Origin of the sequence: Microbacterium sp. SA39 (genome assembly GCF_000967865.1) — a bacterium.
In the GTDB taxonomy this organism is placed as follows: Bacteria; Actinomycetota; Actinomycetes; order Actinomycetales; family Microbacteriaceae; genus Microbacterium.
In genome coordinates this window covers 38,232-55,562 of the sequence record NZ_JXRU01000034.1, presented here as the reverse complement: position 1 = coordinate 55,562, position 17,331 = coordinate 38,232, and the positions used below count along the sequence as shown (strand labels likewise).

The following is a 17,331-nucleotide window of genomic DNA, read 5'->3' as shown; positions in this document are numbered from 1 at the left end:
CTCTCACGATCGTTAGAATCTCCTGATGGCCTCGCTTCTCTACGTCTGCGTGCGGCCCGAGATCGGGGCGGCGGATGCCGAGCATGCCTCGTTCCGGCGGGCTCTCGGCGTCGACGTGGTCGACCGGCTCGATCTCCTGCGGGAGCCGCTCGATCCGGCCCGCCTGCGGGGCTACTCCGGGGTCGTCGTCGGCGGGTCTCCGTTCAACGTGACCGACAACGCGAAGACGGCTGTGCAACTCCGCGTCGAGGCGAACCTCGAGGCCCTCGCACGGGTCGCGATCGCCGGCGAGCTCGCCGTGTTCTTCACGTGCTTCAGCATCGGCGTCGTCACGCGGATGCTGGGCGGCACCGTCGTCACCGACATGCCCGAGTCGGCCAGCGCCACGGTGATCGACACCACACCCGAGGGGGCGGATGACCCCGTCTTCGGCCCCAGCGGCAGCGCCCTGACGGTGTTCACCGCTCACAAGGAGAGCGCCGCGACCACGCCGCCCAGTGCCGTGCTGCTCGCGACGAACGAGGCATGCCCCGTGCAGGCCTACCGCGTGGGCACGCATCTCTACGCGGCGCAGTTCCACCCGGAGCCGACGCCCCGCGACTTCGCCGACCGCATGACGTTCTACCGCACGACCGGCTACTTCGACCCGGCCGAGTTCGACCAGGTGCAGGGGCAGGTGCTCTCGGCATCCGTCACAGAGGGCGCTGCCCTCCTCCGTCGGTTCGCCGAGACCTTCGCCTGACGCGCCGCGAGCCGGCCGCGCCAGCCGTCAGACCGCGCCGCGCCACAGCAGCTCGATCCGCTCGCGCAGGTATGCCTCCAGTGGCATGAATCCTCCCGCGGTGCTCCAGCGCACGGACGGCACGCCATCGATCAGGGCGAGCGGCCCGGACGAACCACCGGCATCCACGGCGTCGACGTCGATCACGCTCCACCCCACGTGCACGACGTCGCCCTCGCCGAAACCGCCGCGCAGCGCCTCCGCCCGTCGCTCGGCCCGTGCTCTCGCCGACTCGGCGGTGTAACCCCGCCGCCCCGGATCCGCGGCCCGCAGCACCTCGGCGGTCGCCAGCGAGTGCGTCTCGGTCAGCAGCAGGGCGCCGAGGTGCCAGGCCTCGCCGACCCGCACGATGCGCCGGCCGCGCCACCGCGACTGCCGCTCCTCACCCAGCCCCTCCTTGGGTGCGCCGGCCAGATCGTGCACAGCCTGCGTGAGCAGAGCGGATGCCGTCGTCACAGCTCCCCCTGCGGATGCTCGTGCACGGCCGCCGGTCCTACGACCTGCGGCCGGTCGCCGCGCAGGATCATGCCGATCAGCGGATACAGCAGCACCGACAGCATCCCCGCGCCGACCAGGGCCGCGGCGGTGCCGGTGTCGATCATCTTCTGATCCACACCGATCGCGGTCACCGCGACGATGATCGGCAGCCCCGTGGCCGCGAGCAGCCCGAGTGCTATGCGGTCCCGACCGCTCGCCCCCGCCGGTGCCGACAGCTGAGCCGCGGAGCCGCGGATCACGAGCAGGGCGATGAGGAACACGGGGACGAGCGCCATGGCGGAGGGCGACGTCAGGAGCGCCTGCAGATCGAACGTCACCCCGGTGTAGAGGAAGAAGATCGGCACGAGGAATCCGAAGGCGATCGCCTCGATCTTGCTCTCGATCTCCTCGGCATCCTTCTTCGGCGCACGAGCCATGATGATGCGCCAGACCGCCCCGGCGACGAAGGCCCCGAGCAGCATGTCGAGGTCGAGCATCACGCTGAGTCCGACGAGAGCTGCGATGAGCAGGATCACGAACCGCACCCCGAACTGATCGGAGGTGTGCAGAGTCGCTCGAACCAGACCGTGCAGCCTGCCGTGCGGCATCCGATGGGCGAGGAGCACGGTGACGCCCGCCAGCACGACGAAGGTCAGCAGCACGGCGGTGGCGATCCCGGTCGTCTGGGTGCTGAGGAAGATCGAGATCGCGATGAGGGGCAGGAACTCGCCGACCGCGCCGACCACGGTGATGGCCTTGCCGAACGGGGTGTCCATCTCGCGCGCGTCGCGCAGGATCGGCATGAGGGTGCCCAGCGCCGTGGAACTCAGCGCGATCCCGATGACGACCATTCCCTCGCCCGGAGAGAAGAAGAACCCAAGCCCGATGCCGAGCATCACGCTGAGCAGCCAGCCGAGCGAGGCGCGGGCAAGCGGCTTCCCGGACACCGCACGGAAGTCGATCTCCGACCCCGCGACGAAGAACAGCACCGCCAGCCCGAAGTCGCTGAGCTTCTCGAGCAGAGGGCCCGGCCCGACCCAGCCCAGCACGGCAGGTCCGACGAGGATGCCGAGCACGAGCTCGAACACGATGATGGGCACGCGCACGACCGGACGGATGCCGCGAGCGAGAAGGGGCGCGGCGACGGCCAGCAGGGGGATCAGCACCAGTGCCAGGTCGCTCGCTTCCACGGTCTCAGAGTAGCGACCGCGGGCGACGATTCGCCCGCCGGTGCGCATCCACGGCAGAATCGATGCACACCCTCGAGGAGTCTCCATGTCTCAGCCCGATACCGCCCGCCTTCTGATCGCCTGCGATGACCAGCCCGGCATCGTCGCAGCGGTGGCCGGCGTGCTCGCCCAGCACGGGGCGAACATCATCTCGCTCGACCAGCACTCCACCGACTCCGAGGGCGGGCGCTTCTTCCAGCGCACGGTCATCCATCTCGACGGGCTCGCCGCCGCCCGCCCGGCTCTGGAGGCGGACATCGCCGTCGTGGCCGAGCGGTTCGGCATGGAGTGGTCGCTGCACGACGTCGCCCGCCGCAAGCGCGTCGCGATCTTCGTCTCGAAGTACGACCACTGCCTGATGGAGCTGCTCTGGCGCACGCAGCGCGGTCAGCTCGACATCGACATCACGATGGTCGTCTCGAACCACCCCGACCTGGCCGAGGCCGTCCGCTCGTTCGGTGTGCCGTTCGTGCACATCCCCTCCGGTGACAAGCAGCTCATGGAGCAGCGCCAGCTCGAGCTGCTGCGCGGCAACGTCGACCTCGTCGTGCTCGCGCGTTACATGCAGATCCTCACAGACGACTTCATCGAGCGGCTCGAGGCTCCGGTCATCAACATCCACCACTCCTTCCTGCCCGCGTTCATCGGCGCGAACCCGTACGCCCGGGCGAAGGACCGCGGCGTGAAACTGATCGGCGCGACGGCCCACTACGCGACGGCCGACCTCGATGAGGGCCCGATCATCGAGCAGGACGTCACGCGCGTCACGCACGCCGAGTCAGCCGCTCAGCTGCAGAGCCGCGGCGCCGACGTCGAGCGCCAGGTGCTCGCCCGCGCCGTGCAGTGGCACGCGGAGGACCGCGTGATCGTGCACGGCAAGTCCACCGTCATCCTCTGAAGCCGGCGGGCACCCCTTCCGGTCGCAGTTGCTGCCGTTCGGCGTCGTTCCGGTCGCAGTTCCTGCCGTCTCGACCGCTCGCAGGCGGCCGAGAGTGCGACCGGAACGCCGCCGGTGATCCGTCACCGGCCAGCGCGCACTCCCGCGACCAACTCCGCGAAGACCTCGGCCGCGGTGTCGAAGCGGATCAGCGGGGCCGCCTGCCCCATCCACAGCCCCTGCAGCTCGCCGAAGCCCTGCTCGTTCGCGGCGGCGCGGAAGCGACCCGTGAGCCAGTTCTGCATCGGGAACGGTGCGATGGTGCCACTAGCCTCGATCGCCCGGACGACGCGATTGCGAGCGCCACGGGCGAGGCGCCCGCTCATCGCCCGGGTCAGCACGGTCTCGTCTGCGGCGGTGGAACGGATCGCGGCGCGGTGCGCGTCGGTCGTCGCCGACTCCCGGGTGGCGAGGAACGCCGTCCCGACCTGCACACCCGACGCGCCCAGCGCGAAGGCCGCAGCCACTCCGCGCCCGTCGGCGATGCCACCGGCCGCGATCACCGGCACATCGACGGCGTCGACAACCTGCGGCACCAGGGCGAAGGTGCCGATCAGCGAGTCCTCTGCAGCGCGGAGGAACGACACACGATGACCTGCCGCCTCCATGCCGGTCGCGACGATCGCGTCCACTCCGCCGTCCGCGAGAGCCACGGACTCGGCGACGGTCGTCGCCGTGCCCACGAGGCGGATGCCGCGGCGACGCGCCTCCTCGACGATCTCCGCCGACGGCACGCCGAAGACGACGCTGAGCACCGCAGGAGCGATCTCCCAGATCGCTTCGAGCTGCTCCTCGAGCGACGGCAGATACCGGTCGGGACGGGCGGGCACCTCGACGCCGACAGCCTCATAGAACGGCTCGAGCGCCTGCGCGAAGATCATGTGCTGCGCGTTCGGCACGACCTCGTCTCCCGTGGGCAACCAGATGTTGACGCCGAACGGGCGATCGGTCGCGGCCCGCAGCGCGGCGCCGGTCGCACGGATACGGTCGCCGTCGTACCCATAGAGCCCGAACGAGCCGAACCCGCCCGCCTCGCTCACCGCAGCGGTCAGTTCGACCGACGAGAGTCCGCCGTAGGGGCCGAGGAAGATCGGATGCTCGATCCCGAGCATCGCGCGCAGATCACTCATGCTTCGAGCCTAGGTGCCGCCGGGAGCCCCCGAGCGGCTTTCGAATCGCGCAAATGGTCGATCAGGGGCCAAAAAAATCGCCAGTTGCGCGATTCGAAAAGCGGACTGAGTCCCAGGCCCCGGTGCTACCCTCGCAGCAGGAAGGGAGAGCGCGCATGAGCGAGTGGTTCGGCCAGTTGCTGAGCATTATCGCGACCACGCTCGGGCTCGTGTCGGTGCCGGATGCCGGCGCCCTCGGCCTCGCCATCGCCCTCCTCGCCGTCACCGCCCTCACGCTCGCCGTCGTGCTGAGCGTGCGACCGGTGATCGGCGCCGATGAGCCGCATCCGCTGCGCGCGATCGACGTCGGCACGCTGCTCGCGCAGAGCGATCCGGATGCCGCAGGGCACCCGCGCCCGCGGGCGTCGGGGCTCTCGACCGCCGCGTAGTCCGTCGCCACAGGACGACCCGCGAGGGGCCGTCCGTTCGTGCGGGACAGCGCGGCCTTCGCCGACCCTCCCGCATCTCGCGACTCTCGCGACTCCCCGAACGGAGAACTCTCATGGACCCTTTTGCATTCCCGCCACTCGCCGCCCTCCTCGACGCCGCCTACGGCGCGATGGTCGGCCTCTCCACCGCCCTCGAACCGCTCGCCGAAGCATCCGCCGCCGCACTCGCCGTCGTGCTCGTCACGCTGCTGGTGCGCACACTCCTCATCCCCGTCGGCATCTCGCAGGCCAAAGCCGAGCAGACGCGGTTCCGCCTCGCACCGAAGCTGCGGGAGCTGCAGCGGCGATACAAGAAGAACCCCGAGCGCCTGCAGAAGGAGACGCTCGCGCTGTACCGCACGGAGAACGCCTCACCCTTCGCCGGGATGCTGCCGGTGCTCGCGCAGGCGCCGGTGATCGGCATCCTCTACACGCTGTTCATCCGGACCGACATCGCCGGACATGCCAACGAACTGCTCGCGCACGATCTGTTCGGCGCTCCCCTCGGCCAGAGTCTCGTCTCAGCCCTGTTCGGCGGGACGATGACACCCGCCGTCGGTCTGGTCTTCGGCGCCCTGCTGGTCGTGATGCTCGTGGCGGCCGAGATCACGCGCCGCGTTTTCCAGCCACAGCCGATCGAAGGCGACGACTCTCCGCTGAACTCGCCGGCCATGCTGCGGGTCACCTCGGCGCTGCACTACCTGACCGCGGTCTTCGCGATCTTCGTGCCGCTCGCCGCAGCCCTGTACCTCACGGTGACGGTCGTCTGGACGCTCGTGCAGCGGGTCATCCTGCGGCGTCGCTTCCCGCTGGCGGTACCCGTGCGGGCCTGACCCAGTCGGGCACCGGGATGACTCAGTCGGGCAGCGGGATCGGCGCCGTGAACGGGCCGCTCCCGCCGTCGCCCCGTCGCGCGCGGCGCACGCCCAGCGTGGTGCCGACGCTCGCCGCGATGACGAGCACGACGGCCAGGATCCGCAGCGGAGTGGCGTCCTGGCCGAGGATCAGCCAGCCGGCCAGGGTCGCAAACGCCGGCTCGAGGCTCAGGAGCACGCCGAACACACGCTGCGGCAGACGCCGGAGCGCCGCGAGCTCGAAGCTGTACGGGATCACGGAGGACAGCACCGCGGTGATCGCCGCGAGCAGGAGCAGCTGCATGTCGGCCGCCACGATCGAGACCGTCGGCACACCTACCGGCAGCAGCAGCACCGCCGCGACGACCAGCCCCATGGCCAGGCCGCTGTTGCCGGGGATGAGAGCGCCGACGCGCGCGCTCATCCGGATGTACATGATCCAGAAGCCCGCCGCGATGAGGATGAACACGACGCCCAGCGGGTCGAGCGGGTCGGCGCCGATCAGGCCGTCGATCCCCAGCAGCACCATACCGAGGAGGGCCACGCCGACCCAGGCGGCATCCGCGAGACGTCGCGTGAGGACGGCGGCCAGCACGAGCGGCCCGAGGAATTCGATCGCGACGGCCGGCCCGAGCGGGATGCGGTCGATCGCGGCGTAGAAGAACCCGTTCATCGCGGCCAGCGACACCCCGAAGAGAGTTGCGGCGAGCCACTGCTTCCGCGTCCATCGTCCCGGCCGCGGGCGCACGATGACGACGAGGAGCAGCGCGGCGATCGCGACGCGCAGCGAGGTGACGCCCCAGGGGCCGAGGACCGGGAAGAGCTGCGCGGCGACTGCCGCGCCGAACGGCAGGGAGAGGCAGGATCCGACGACGAGCGCGACTCCCACGAGGGGACCGGATGCCGCGGGCTTCTGCACCCACCCAGCCTAGGCGTGGTGACGGGGCGACCCTGCCTGCGCAGGACCGCCCCGTCAGGAGCCGCGCGGACTCAGAGCGCCTTGCCGCCCGTCACCGCGATCACGGCGCCGGTCACGTACGAGGACTCCGCCGAGGCGAGGTGGACGTACGTGCCGGCGAGTTCGGCCGGCTGTCCGGCGCGACCCAGCGGGGTGTCCGCGCCGAAGGTCGCGAGCCGCTCGGCATCCCACCCGGTCGCCGGGATCAGCGGTGTCCAGATCGGTCCGGGTGCGACCGCGTTGACCCGCACGCCCTTCGATCCACCCTCCTCGGCGAGCGCCTTGACGAAGGCGACCTGTGCGGCCTTCGTCATGGCGTAGTCGATGAGTCCCGGTGACGGCGACGACGACTGGATCGACGAGGTCACGATGATGCTCGCACCCGGCTCCAGGTCGGGGAAGGCCGCTCGCGCCGTCAGCACGAGACCGACGAGGTTGGTGTCGAAGACGCGGCGCATGTCCTCGGTCTGCAGGTTCTCGAATCCGTCGATGTCGTGCTGATAGGCGGCGTTCAGCACGAGGATGTCCAGTCCCCCGAACTCCTCGCGCGTGCGGGTGACGATGTCGGTGGCGAAGGACTCCTCGCGCACGTCTCCCGCCAGGCTCAGCCCCTTGCGTCCAGCCTCCCGCACCAGGGCGAGGGTGTCATCGGCGTCGTCCTGCTCCTCGGGCATGTGGGCGATCGCGACGTCAGCGCCCTCACGGGCGAAGGCGATCGCGACGGCGCGGCCGATGCCGGAGTCGCCCCCGGTGATGAGGGCGCGACGCCCTTCGAGGCGGCCGTGACCGACGTAGCTCTCCTCGCCGTGGTCGGGCTCAGGATCCGTACGGTCGGTCAGGCCCGGCTGGTCCTGCTGCTGCGCCGGGAACCCCTCGTCGCGGTGGGCGTTCCGGGGGTCGGGTGTGCTGTCGGCCATGCTGGCTCCTCGTCTGCTCGGCGGGTGCTCGAGCCAGGACGTGCTCGAGCGTCAGCGTCGAGCCTTGCCGAGAGAGGGCACTGCGGGCAGGGGCTTGACAGCGTGGACCGGAGGACGGGCCGTGCTGCTAGACGGGCGCGCCTGCCGGCACTTCGCCCGCGGGCTGCGCCTCGCCGTTCTCGGCGGGTTCGGGCACGAGATAGAGTCCGCTCGGCGCGTTCGCGGTGAAGGCGAGAGCCTCGATCCATGCCCGATTGATCGAGGGCTGGCGGCTGCCGAAGTACTTGAAGACCAGTGAGCTTCCCGGCTGGATCCACACGGTCGTTCGTCCGCCTCCGACGCTGGCATCCTCTCGCCAGCTGAAGGGGAACGGCTCACCGCGCCGGAGCTTGGCGGTGATGACGAGCTGGAGGTGCGTGAGAGCGCGATCTTCGATCTCGGTCTTGACGCCACCCTCGTAGATGAACTTGCCCATGCGTTCCTCGGTTCACTGTGCGAAGGATCGGATCGAGAGAATCCGAGTCTATCGTGGCGGCACCCTGAACGTGATATGCCGTGACGCGAAACGGGTGTTCGGCCGCAGCGAAGTCAACCCCCCTCACGGTGCGATCGTCTCCCCCTAGATTGTTCTTGACGACACCGAGGAGGCAGCGCCATGAATGCACGACACATCGACGACCGTCCCGAAGAGGGCTACACCCCGACGACCACGCACGCGGAGTGGGGTGCAGGCAATCCGCTGCTGCGGGTGACGCGGGACGGCGAGCGCATGGAGTTCGCCCTCGAGGCCGATGTCGTTCGCATCGGATCGGCCGACGGCAACGAGCTGCGCCTCGCGGAGACCGACCCCGTGCACGCCACCATCACGCACGATGAGCGCGACGAATACGTGCTGACCCTGCACGGCGCCGGCGAGATGAACTCCAACCCCAGTGCGGATGCCACCCACGAGGGCGATGCGACCCAGACGCTGCGCACGGGCGCGCACTTCACCGCGGGTCCGTGGAACCTCGTCTTCGCGCGCGAGGAGTTCGCCGATCACGGCCGCCCCTTCGGTGGCCGCAAGGGCGGCGAGTTCTCGGATCAGCCCCTGCAGCCTCCGCGTCCGGACTACGAGGCCGGCGAATCGCCGGAGTCTGCCGACGAGCCGCAGCCGGAGGAGGAGGACTCCACCGAGGGTCCTCAGTCGAACGCGCCGCAGTCCGCACCGGACCGGGGCATCTGACCGGACGTTCGCGAGGCACGATGACGACGAGTGAAGCGACGAGGAGCGAGTCGCGATGACCGGTGCGGAGCAGTATCAGGACGTCACGCGCCTCGGTGAGATCGCCCGGGCGCATGGCCTCCGGGTGTCTGTCGCGGAGTCGCTCACCTCGGGTCGCCTGGCGAACACGGTCGGGGCGGGGCCCGAGGCCTCGGAGTGGTTCGCCGGCGGCATCGTCGCGTACTTCACCGAGGTGAAGGAGCGGGTGCTCGGCATGACGCCCGGCACGGATCCGTGCTCCGCCACCGCTGCGGAGCAGCTGGCCGAGGGTGCACGCCGGCTCTTCGACGCCGACATCTGCGTGTCGACGACGGGCGTCGGCGGGCCCGGCCCGCAGGACGGGCATCCCGCGGGAACCGTCTACCTCGGCTGGGCGACCGCCGACGGGGTAGGGCATCGCCGGTTGGCGCTCGACGGCGCGCCCGAGGAGATCATCGAGGCGAGCGCCGAGGCCGCCATTCGACTCCTCGCCTTCCATGCCGAGGGGCTGGAGCCGGCGCGGCCAGGACACGACATCGAGGGAGACGGGCCCGCCTGAGCGCGACCGCCCGACCTGGACGCCCGACCTCGACGCTCTGACCTCAGCGCCCCGGAATCAGTCCGACGCGGAGCGGGGCGTCGGGAGCTGCGGCTTCGAGCAGTGCCTCATCGATGTCGAGCAGCGGGCGCACCGCGCCGACGGCATCCGCGAACGGATAGGCCCGACCTCGTCCGGCGAGGAAGGCGACGGCGTCGGCGAGCTCGGCGCCGGTGTAGTTGTGGATGCCGGCGATGGTGACGAGGCGCCGCACGATGCTCTCGGCATCGAAGGGCACCGGGTCGGCAGGGAAGACGCTGCCGACGAGCACGACCGTGCCGCCGACCGCGACCCCGGCGAGCGCATCGGCGACCGCATGTCCCGAGGCCTCGATGACGACCTCGGGGTCACGGGAGAGCTCGGTCGCGCCGAAGCGAACGGCCTGAGCCCGTCGCGCCGGGTTCGGATCGAGGACCTCGACCGTGGCGCCGTGCTCCGCGGCGATCGCGGCGGCGGAGAGACCGACCAGCCCGGCTCCGTGGATCCGCACCGCCGCTCCCTCGAGGTCACGGTTGCGCGCTGCGCGCGCCACCGCTGCCCACGCCGTCGCGGTGGCGCACGACGCCGGAGCGAGAACGGCGGCCGGCAGCGCCTCCGGCACTCGGACGATGGCGGTGCCGTCACGGAGCTGCACGTGGGAGCCGAACGCTCCGGTGAGGTCGCCGTGCACGCCGACGCGATCGTGACCGTATTTGCCGAGCGTGCGGCACTTCTGAGGAAGACCCTGCACGCACCGGTCGCAGCTGCCGCACGAGATCGTCACCGACCAGACCACGCGGTCTCCGATGCGCAGCGGCGTGCCGTCGACGGCAGACGCTCCGGCATCACCGGTGGCGATCACCCGCCCGACGCTCTCGTGCCCCAGCACCAATGGGGTCGGCGCAGAACGGCGACCCTGCACGGTGTGCACGTCGGAGCCGCAGATCGTCGACAACTCCACCGCGACCAGCACGTCGCGGTCGGCGAGCGCGACGCCCGGCACGGCGATCGTCTCGTGCCGATGCCCCTCCCCCACCCACACCATCGCGGTCGCCGCAGGGCGCAGCGCGACGTCTCTCCGGTGGCCGGGAGGGCGGATCAGCAGGGTGCCCATGTCTCTTGCCGTCTCAGCCGGCGGGGATCGCGCGCAGCAGACCGCGCTCGGCGAGCACGCCGCGGAGGCCGGTGACGTCGTCGAGTACGGCATCCGCTCCCGCGCCCTCGAGAGCCGCGCGGTCGTGGGCACCGCTGAGCACACCGGCGACGAAGCCCGCCCCTGCGCGCCGACCCGACTCGACGTCGCTCGTCGTGTCGCCCGCGACGCCGACAGCGGCGACCGCGGAGGTCTGCGTGCGCAGCAGGGCGGTGAGCACGAGGTCGGGAGCCGGTCGTCCTCGCCCCGCGTCGACGGGGGAGAGCGCAAGGTCGACGAGGCCGCGCCAGCCGAGACCGTCGAGTAGCGCGTCACGAGTGACCGGAGCGAAGCCCGTGGTCAGGACGACGGCGAGACCGGCATCCTTCAGCCCCTGGATCGCGTCGGCGGCCCCGGGGATCTCCTGCACGCCCTGCTCGGCGACGATCTCGGCGTACGCGTCCTCGAAGGCGGCGGTCGCGCGCTCGGCAGCGGCGACATCGCCCCCGGACAGGTGGGTGAAGACGTCGATCTTCGACTGCCCCATCGTCACGCGGACGTGGTCGAGGGCCTCGGCCCACGGCATCCGATCGGCGACGCCGGTGCGCTCGGCGGCGCGCTGGAACGCCTGCTCCACGACGCCGTCGTCGACGACCGTGGTTCCGGCCATGTCGAGGACGAGGAGTTCGAGCGGAGTGGTCATGATGTTCCTTCCATCGCAGGGGTCCACCCGAAGGCGGCGGTGAGATTCTCTTCGGCGAGCCCCAGACCCGTGGTCATTCCGATGCCGGTCGTCGCGGCGAGGACGAGCGCACCCTCGTCGCCGCGTTCGATCAGGAACTCCTCGGCGCCCTTGGCGTAGACGCCCTGCCAGCGCTCCAGCACGCGCGGAGCCGGCATGTCGAACAGCGCCTCGGCCTCGGCGAGGAACGCCGAGAACGCGGCTTCCGCCTGGAACGGCGCCGGCGAGGTCGCCGTGGCGTGGGAATCGCCGATGATCAGAGTGCCGTCCGGCAGTTGCGTGTACATCTGGTTGAGATCGAGGGCAGCGAGATCCGGGCGCTCGGTGTGGAGGCGCTCGCGGAGCGCGGCCGCCTCGGGTCCTGCGGCGAACCGCCCGTAGCGCACGAGAGACCAGCCCGTCAGCAGCGGAGCTGTGAGCGGATGCCGCAGCGTCACGGCGGCGCGCATCATGTCGAGCGCACAGCGCTGGATGCCGCGTCGTTCGGCGATCTCGGGCAGCAGCTGATCGAGGTCGTGGTTCACCGCGACGACCGTGTTGCCGGTGACGATCGTGCCCCGCGTGGTCTCGACCCGCCCGGCGCTGAGCGAGGTGACCGCTGTGCGGTTGCGGAACTGCACGCCCAGGCTCCGCAGGTGACGCACGATCGCGTCGGCCGCCGCGCGGGGGTCGGTCTGCAGGTCGGTCTCGATGAGTGCGCCGCCGACGAGTCCCTCGCGGCGGAGCGGAGCGCGTCGCAGCAGCTCGTCCGTGTCCAGCATCCGGATGCCGCCGGCGGGCAGTGCCGCCTCGAGCACGGCGAGTTCGTCGTCGTGCCGAGCGGCGACGAGCGTGCCCGACTCGCGCAGCCAGAATCCGGCGTCGCGCGAGAGTCGCAGCCAGAGGTCCCGCGAGACATCGGCATAGCGGCGTGCATCGCCGGCCTGCGCACCGATGCAGAGATGGCCGAAGTTGCGGATCGTCGCCCCGGTGGGGCCGTCGGTGCGGTCGACCACGATCACGCTCAGACCTCGACGCGCCGCGGCGTATGCGGCACCCAGCCCGACGATGCCGGAGCCGACCACGACCACGTCTGCGGTCTCGTTCCTGCGGGTCATCGGAAGACCTTCCTCATCCACATCGCCAGTCCTTCGACGACGAGCACGGTGACGAGGATCATCAGCACGATCGCGGTCACGGTCTCGTAACGCGAGCCCTGGCTGGCGTTGAGCAGGTAGTAGCCGACTCCGCCGCCGCCGACGATGCCGAGGATGGTCGCCGCGCGGATGTTGGTGTCGAGCATGTAGAAGCTGTGTCCGATCAGCGCCTGCATGCCCTGCGGGACGGTCGCCGACGTGTAGGTCTGCAGGCGCGTGGCGCCGACGGCTCGCAGCGCGCGCTCCGGTCCGCGGTCGACCTCTTCGAACGAGTCGGCGATGAGCTTGCCGAGCAGTCCGATGCCGCCGATCGCGAGGGCGATGACGCCGGCCTGCGGGCCGAGACCTGTGATCACCACCAGGACGATCGCGAGGATCAGCTCGGGGATGCCGCGGATGCCGACCAGCAGGAACCGGGCGACGCCGCGGGCCGCGGCACTCGGCGCGACGTTGCTCGCCGCGAGCGACCCGAGGATGACCGACGGGAGCAGGGTCAGCACGGTCGCGGCGAGCGCGATCGCCACGGTGTCGCGCATGGCTTCGAACATGGCGCTCGCGTCGTAGCTGCCGAACGACGGCGGCCAGAACTTCGCCGCGACCTCGGGGAGCTTCGCCCAGAACGTGAAGAAGTCGAGCCAGTTGATCTGGCTCACCACGACGCTGCCGATCACGACGAGAACCGCGACGACGCCGGCGATGGTGTGGCGCACGCGCTGGGCGGTCCACGGGCGGCGCACGGCCGTTTGCGGGCTCCCTGCCCATGCGGGGCGTGTGGATGCCGCGGCGGCGGTGTTCGCACGGAGCCGCGGGTGGAGCAGCCGGTCCATCCAGGAGCGCGTGTGCTTCTGCTGTCCGAGCATCGCGCCGCGGACCATGCTCGAGACGATCTCCATCACGATGCAGAGGATGAAGATGACCAGGGCGATGCCGAGGCCCTTGCCGTAGTTCAGCGACTTGAACGCGTACGACATCTCGAGGCCGAGACCGGCGACGCCGACATAGCCGAGCACGACGCTGCCGCGCAGGTTGATGTCGTTGCGGTGCAGCACGGTCGCGACCCAGCTGGGCAGCACCTGCGGAAGGATGCCCGAAGCGAACTCCTGCAGCTTCGAGCCGCCGGCGGCGCGGATCGCCAGGCGGGGGCCTTCGTCGATCTGCTCGATCGCATCGGCGAACATCTTCGAGATCATGCCGACCGAGTGGATGCCGATGGCGAGGATGCCGGGAAGCGTGCCCAGCGAGAACATCAGGACGAAGGCCATGGCGAGCACCACGTCCGGGAGGGCACGGGTGAGCACGCCGATGAAGCGGGCGGCTGCGCGCCATCCGTTGCCGGGTGTCGTGTTGGATGCCGCGAGGTAGGCGATCGGCATCGAGAGCACGGCGGCGAGGAGCGTGCCGACGAGCACGAGGCCGACGGTGAGCGCGATCAGCCAGACGAGATCGCCCGGCTCCGGGAAGGAGAGCCCTCCGACGCGCGCCATGAAGTTCTCGGCGTTGCCCCAGCTCTGCACCATCGCCGGGATCGAGATGCCGACTTCTCCGACCGCCAGGACACCGACGACGAGGAGGGCGAGCAGGGTGAGGGATGCCGCGATGCGCTCCGGAGAGACGGGACGCCGGGGCGCGCGCTCGGCGACGCCGCTGCCTGGGCTGCCGGAGCCTGTCGACGGGCTGGCGAGAAGTGTCACGATGCCGACACCTGCGACGTGGCATCCGCGAGCTCGATGGCCACGGCGGCGATCTCGGCTGTCGACGTGGCGACGCGCCCGTAGATCTCCATGACCTCGGCCTTGGTCAGGTCGGTGGTGGGGGTGTCGAGCACGACCTCGCCGTGGCGGAGGCCCACGATGCGATCGGCCCAGGTGATCGCCAGGTCGACCTGGTGCAGGCTGCAGACGACCGTGAGTCCCTCGTCGGCGGCGATCTCACGGATGAGCGCCATGACCTGGTCGCTGGACTCCGGGTCGAGAGAGGCGACGGGCTCGTCGGCGAGCAGGATGTCGGGCTTCTGCATCAGCGCGCGGGCGATCGCGACGCGCTGCTGCTGACCGCCGGAGAGGGTGTCGCTGCGCTGGTAGGCCCGATCGAGCAGGCCGACGCGGTCGAGGTGCTCGAGCGCGGTGAGCTTCGAGGCCTTGCTGTAGCCCCAGAGCCCCAGGCGCGGTCCGCGGACTCCGGAGAGCGACCCCGTGAGCACGTTCTCCAGCACCGTGAGCGAGGGCACGAGCTCGAACTGCTGGAAGATGAAGCCGACGCGGCTGCGCAGCGTCCGGAGTGAACGACCCTTCAGCGCCGGCACCTGCTGGCCGAGCACTTCGACCGACCCCGCTGTCGGGAGCTCGAGTCCGTCGAGGTGGCGGAGAAGCGTCGACTTGCCCGAGCCGCTCAATCCGAGCAGCACGACGATCTCACCACGAGAGACCTCGAGCGACACGTCCTGCAGGGCGGTGGTCGTCCCGAAGGTCTTCGTCACGCCCGCGAGGCGGACGAGGGCGTCGGATGCGGCGTTCATGGGTTCTCCTGGAAGTCGGTCGTGGAAGCGGATACCCGGTCGTTGAGCGAGAAGCGAAGCGACGAGACGAAACGTGTCCTCGCGGAAAGCGTTTCGTCTCGGTCGCCTTCGGCGTCCTCGCTCAACGACCGGTCAGGCCGGGATCAGCCCTGGCACTGCTCCGCTTCGGTCTCCTTGCAGATGTCGCGGATCAGGTCGTAGTAGGCGTCGTCGACCGGCTTCGTCTCGAAGAAGACGCTGCGGAACGAGTCGGAGTCGGCGCTGTCGACGCCGGCCGCGATGATGTCGTCGATCGTGACCTCGGAGAGCCCGTCGATGAGCTTCTGCGAGACCTCTTCAGGGAGCGCCGAGGCGAAGACGAGCGGTGCGCCGGGAACCATGGTCTCGTCGATGACCTTCACGGCGTCCGACTTCTCGACCTCGGAGTCCTCGGCGAACCCGACCTCGCACTCGACGCCTTCGCCGGTCTTCTGCACGCTGACGTCGTGCTTGCCGGCGAACACCGGGGTGATGTCGGTCTTGGGGTCGATGCCCGCCTCGAGCAGGTTGTACGAGGGGAAGAGGTAGCCGGAGGTCGAGGACGGGTCCACGAAGCAGACCTTCTTGCCCTTGAAGTCCTCGATGCTGGAGATGTCGCTGTCCTTCGGCACGATCGCCTGCGAGAAGTAGCCGGGCTCCTGGCCCTCCTCCGTCACGATCGAGGAGATCGGCGTGAGCTTCGCGCCGTTGTTCGTGGCGGTCACGTAGGTGAAGCCGGAGAACGAGGCGACGTCGACCTTGCCGGCGACGGCGGCCTCGATGAGCGCGGCGTAGTCGGTGGACTCGTGGTACTCGACCGTCAGACCGGTGATCTCTGCGATGTAGTCCATCAGCGGCTGGTAGTTGGTCTCGGTGTCGACCGAGTCGGGGACGACGCCGAAGACGAGCGTGTTCTCGTCGACCGCGAAGCTGCTGCCGCTCGACGACTCGTCGGCGCCGGAGGTGGAGGTGGCGTCAGCTGAACCGGAACAGGCGGCCAGACCGAGCGCGAGGAGCGCGACGCCGGCAAGGGCGGGAAGAGCGCGAAGCTTCATGAGGACCTTTCGGATGGGAGGGGTGATCCACGGAAGACTCTCGCACGCACGGGGTCGAGATATATACCTAACTCGGAAGAGTTCAGCGCTCGTTTACCCGCCATTCGCCTGGATGAACTGTGCCCCAACGCGGCGCCGCGCACAGACATGATCAAGTAGTGTGCCTATGTGGCTGAAGCTGTGTACACCCAGATCGCGGACGAACTCCGCACCCAGATCGCTGGTGGCGCGTTGCGCCCCGGCGATGACGTTCCCACCGAGGCGGAACTCGCGGAGAAGTGGCACACGTCGCGGGGGCCGATCCGCAACGCGCTGGCTGCCCTGCGCAGCGAGGGCCTCATCGAGACGAGCCGGGGACGCCCGGCGCGAGTGGTCGCGCGGAAGGCGAATCAGGCGGTCGATGTCTCGGTGCCTTTCACCCGTTGGGCACGGGAACTCGGCGTCACGCCGGGGGCGCAGACGCAGGAGTTGAGCCTGCGCCGCGCCGGCGACATGGCGTCGGCGCTCGGCGTGGAGCCGGATGACACGATCGTCAGTGTCGTGCGTCTGCGACTACTGGACGGAAGACCGACGATGCTGGAGCGGCTGGCGTACACCGAGGTCGTCGGCAGGAGACTCTTCGAGGTGGACCTGAACGAGGTCTCGATCACCGAGCACCTCGCCTCGGTCGGGCATCCGATCGTGGACCTTCAGCATGTGATCGACGCCGTCGCCGCAGACGATCAGGATGCTGCGCTGCTGCGGGTGCCGCGAGGCACGCCCATCCTCCGACTCAGTCGCACCTCGCGTGACGCCGACGGGAAGATCTTCGAGGCGTCGGAGGACAGGTACCTGAGCGAGGTGGTGCGCTTCACGGTGGCGGCATCCGGAATCTCGAACGACGGGCACTACATGCGCGCGGTGGGCGGATGAAGCCGCTTCCACTGAGCCTCGTGGACGCGACGAAGTCACGTCGTCCTGAAGGACAGAAGGCGATCGCGAGCGCACAGGGTGTTTCAGAAGCCAGAAAGACCGCGCTCGCGATCGCAGCGCTGGGGACGCTTTATCTGGGGAGCCTTCAGCTTATGGGGGTGGCGGACGCCGCCTGTAGTGCCAGAAGTCGAGACCTCTTCTGAACTTTCGTCCACATTCGCGGCAGATTCACGCGAAGCGTCGGCCTACTA

The 17,331-nt window shown here is 69.9% G+C and carries 19 protein-coding genes; 7 read left to right on the top strand and 12 right to left on the bottom strand.

Translation table 11 applies throughout. The features are described from left to right. The first annotated feature begins 25 nt into the window (after window positions 1-25). The gene (locus RS85_RS10205) at window positions 26-742 is read left to right on the top strand and encodes a glutamine amidotransferase-related protein (protein WP_046013352.1); all 717 of its coding nucleotides are present in this window, start codon (window positions 26-28) and stop codon (window positions 740-742) included. 27 nt (window positions 743-769) lie between these two features. On the opposite strand, the gene RS85_RS10200 is transcribed toward RS85_RS10205, so the two are convergent. Continuing rightward, window positions 770-1,237: a hypothetical protein gene (locus tag RS85_RS10200; RefSeq protein ID WP_046013351.1), complete on the bottom strand. Its 468-nt coding sequence runs from the start codon at window positions 1,235-1,237 to the stop codon at window positions 770-772. After that, a complete protein-coding gene (locus RS85_RS10195) occupies window positions 1,234-2,448 on the bottom strand; it encodes a cation:proton antiporter (protein ID WP_046013509.1) in 1,215 nt (404 codons plus the stop codon). Before RS85_RS10195 ends, RS85_RS10200 begins: the two co-directional genes overlap by 4 nt. Before the next feature lie 85 nt (window positions 2,449-2,533). Here RS85_RS10195 and purU point away from each other — a divergent pair, with 85 nt between their 5' ends. Next, window positions 2,534-3,385, top strand: coding sequence for a formyltetrahydrofolate deformylase (gene purU, locus RS85_RS10190; protein ID WP_046013350.1), 852 nt, complete (start codon window positions 2,534-2,536; stop codon window positions 3,383-3,385). A gap of 122 nt (window positions 3,386-3,507) precedes the next feature. On the opposite strand, the gene RS85_RS10185 is transcribed toward purU, so the two are convergent. Then, the gene (locus RS85_RS10185) at window positions 3,508-4,554 is read right to left on the bottom strand and encodes an NAD(P)H-dependent flavin oxidoreductase (protein WP_046013349.1); all 1,047 of its coding nucleotides are present in this window, start codon (window positions 4,552-4,554) and stop codon (window positions 3,508-3,510) included. 155 nt (window positions 4,555-4,709) lie between these two features. On the opposite strand from RS85_RS10185, the gene RS85_RS10180 reads away from it, so the two are divergent. Both RS85_RS10180 and RS85_RS10175 read left to right on the top strand, forming a co-directional pair. Further along, a complete protein-coding gene (locus RS85_RS10180) occupies window positions 4,710-4,982 on the top strand; it encodes a DUF6412 domain-containing protein (protein ID WP_046013348.1) in 273 nt (90 codons plus the stop codon). A gap of 113 nt (window positions 4,983-5,095) precedes the next feature. Then, on the top strand, window positions 5,096-5,854 hold the full coding sequence (locus RS85_RS10175) for a YidC/Oxa1 family membrane protein insertase (protein ID WP_046013347.1): 759 nt from the start codon (window positions 5,096-5,098) through the stop codon (window positions 5,852-5,854). Between the two features lie 22 nt (window positions 5,855-5,876). On the opposite strand, the gene RS85_RS10170 is transcribed toward RS85_RS10175, so the two are convergent. The 3 genes from RS85_RS10170 to RS85_RS10160 form a co-directional block, all read right to left on the bottom strand. Then, the gene (locus tag RS85_RS10170; protein WP_046013346.1) at window positions 5,877-6,794 is read right to left on the bottom strand and encodes an EamA family transporter; all 918 of its coding nucleotides are present in this window, start codon (window positions 6,792-6,794) and stop codon (window positions 5,877-5,879) included. 71 nt (window positions 6,795-6,865) lie between these two features. Then, a complete protein-coding gene (locus RS85_RS10165; protein WP_046013345.1) occupies window positions 6,866-7,750 on the bottom strand; it encodes an SDR family oxidoreductase in 885 nt (294 codons plus the stop codon). 127 nt (window positions 7,751-7,877) lie between these two features. After that, window positions 7,878-8,225, bottom strand: coding sequence for a DUF7882 family protein (locus RS85_RS10160; protein ID WP_046013344.1), 348 nt, complete (start codon window positions 8,223-8,225; stop codon window positions 7,878-7,880). 180 nt (window positions 8,226-8,405) lie between these two features. Between RS85_RS10160 and RS85_RS10155 the strand changes: the two genes are divergently transcribed. After that, window positions 8,406-8,975: an FHA domain-containing protein gene (locus tag RS85_RS10155; RefSeq protein ID WP_235282407.1), complete on the top strand. Its 570-nt coding sequence runs from the start codon at window positions 8,406-8,408 to the stop codon at window positions 8,973-8,975. Between the two features lie 55 nt (window positions 8,976-9,030). Then, window positions 9,031-9,552, top strand: a complete 522-nt coding sequence (locus tag RS85_RS10150) for a CinA family protein (protein WP_046013343.1) — start codon at window positions 9,031-9,033, stop codon at window positions 9,550-9,552. A gap of 43 nt (window positions 9,553-9,595) precedes the next feature. Here the strand turns inward: RS85_RS10150 and RS85_RS10145 are convergent, their stop codons facing one another. The 6 genes from RS85_RS10145 to RS85_RS10120 form a co-directional block, all read right to left on the bottom strand. Beyond that, the gene (locus RS85_RS10145; RefSeq protein ID WP_046013342.1) at window positions 9,596-10,684 is read right to left on the bottom strand and encodes an alcohol dehydrogenase catalytic domain-containing protein; all 1,089 of its coding nucleotides are present in this window, start codon (window positions 10,682-10,684) and stop codon (window positions 9,596-9,598) included. A gap of 13 nt (window positions 10,685-10,697) precedes the next feature. Beyond that, window positions 10,698-11,405, bottom strand: a complete 708-nt coding sequence (locus RS85_RS10140; protein WP_046013341.1) for an HAD family hydrolase — start codon at window positions 11,403-11,405, stop codon at window positions 10,698-10,700. Then, the gene (locus RS85_RS10135; protein ID WP_046013340.1) at window positions 11,402-12,541 is read right to left on the bottom strand and encodes a TIGR03364 family FAD-dependent oxidoreductase; all 1,140 of its coding nucleotides are present in this window, start codon (window positions 12,539-12,541) and stop codon (window positions 11,402-11,404) included. The genes RS85_RS10140 and RS85_RS10135 overlap by 4 nt, the downstream gene beginning before the upstream one ends. After that, complete coding sequence (gene phnE, locus RS85_RS10130) at window positions 12,538-14,271, bottom strand: phosphonate ABC transporter, permease protein PhnE (RefSeq protein WP_162836770.1); 1,734 nt, start codon at window positions 14,269-14,271, stop codon at window positions 12,538-12,540. The genes RS85_RS10135 and phnE overlap by 4 nt, the downstream gene beginning before the upstream one ends. Beyond that, a complete protein-coding gene (gene phnC / locus RS85_RS10125) occupies window positions 14,268-15,095 on the bottom strand; it encodes a phosphonate ABC transporter ATP-binding protein (protein WP_046013338.1) in 828 nt (275 codons plus the stop codon). Before phnC ends, phnE begins: the two co-directional genes overlap by 4 nt. 143 nt (window positions 15,096-15,238) lie before the next feature. Then, window positions 15,239-16,168 (bottom strand): phosphate/phosphite/phosphonate ABC transporter substrate-binding protein, encoded by a 930-nt coding sequence (locus tag RS85_RS10120; RefSeq protein WP_046013337.1) that lies wholly within the window; start codon window positions 16,166-16,168, stop codon window positions 15,239-15,241. A 168-nt stretch (window positions 16,169-16,336) separates the two neighbouring features. On the opposite strand from RS85_RS10120, the gene RS85_RS10115 reads away from it, so the two are divergent. Next, window positions 16,337-17,080 (top strand): GntR family transcriptional regulator, encoded by a 744-nt coding sequence (locus RS85_RS10115; RefSeq protein ID WP_046013336.1) that lies wholly within the window; start codon window positions 16,337-16,339, stop codon window positions 17,078-17,080. Window positions 17,081-17,331: the final 251 nt, after the last annotated feature.

Bases quoted from the DNA above. Each gene is read 5' to 3' on its own strand.
- RS85_RS10175 (WP_046013347.1), top strand. From the start codon at position 5,096: ATGGACCCTTTTGCATTCCCGCCACTCGCCGCCCTCCTCGACGCCGCC.
- RS85_RS10180 (WP_046013348.1), top strand. From the start codon at position 4,710: ATGAGCGAGTGGTTCGGCCAGTTGCTGAGCATTATCGCGACCACGCTC.
- RS85_RS10135 (WP_046013340.1), bottom strand. From the start codon at position 12,541: ATGACCCGCAGGAACGAGACCGCAGACGTGGTCGTGGTCGGCTCCGGC.
- RS85_RS10165 (WP_046013345.1), bottom strand. From the start codon at position 7,750: ATGGCCGACAGCACACCCGACCCCCGGAACGCCCACCGCGACGAGGGG.
- RS85_RS10120 (WP_046013337.1), bottom strand. From the start codon at position 16,168: ATGAAGCTTCGCGCTCTTCCCGCCCTTGCCGGCGTCGCGCTCCTCGCG.
- RS85_RS10160 (WP_046013344.1), bottom strand. From the start codon at position 8,225: ATGGGCAAGTTCATCTACGAGGGTGGCGTCAAGACCGAGATCGAAGAT.
- RS85_RS10145 (WP_046013342.1), bottom strand. From the start codon at position 10,684: ATGGGCACCCTGCTGATCCGCCCTCCCGGCCACCGGAGAGACGTCGCG.
- RS85_RS10185 (WP_046013349.1), bottom strand. From the start codon at position 4,554: ATGAGTGATCTGCGCGCGATGCTCGGGATCGAGCATCCGATCTTCCTC.
- RS85_RS10205 (WP_046013352.1), top strand. From the start codon at position 26: ATGGCCTCGCTTCTCTACGTCTGCGTGCGGCCCGAGATCGGGGCGGCG.
- phnC (WP_046013338.1), bottom strand. From the start codon at position 15,095: ATGAACGCCGCATCCGACGCCCTCGTCCGCCTCGCGGGCGTGACGAAG.
- RS85_RS10150 (WP_046013343.1), top strand. From the start codon at position 9,031: ATGACCGGTGCGGAGCAGTATCAGGACGTCACGCGCCTCGGTGAGATC.
- purU (WP_046013350.1), top strand. From the start codon at position 2,534: ATGTCTCAGCCCGATACCGCCCGCCTTCTGATCGCCTGCGATGACCAG.
- RS85_RS10140 (WP_046013341.1), bottom strand. From the start codon at position 11,405: ATGACCACTCCGCTCGAACTCCTCGTCCTCGACATGGCCGGAACCACG.
- RS85_RS10155 (WP_235282407.1), top strand. From the start codon at position 8,406: ATGAATGCACGACACATCGACGACCGTCCCGAAGAGGGCTACACCCCG.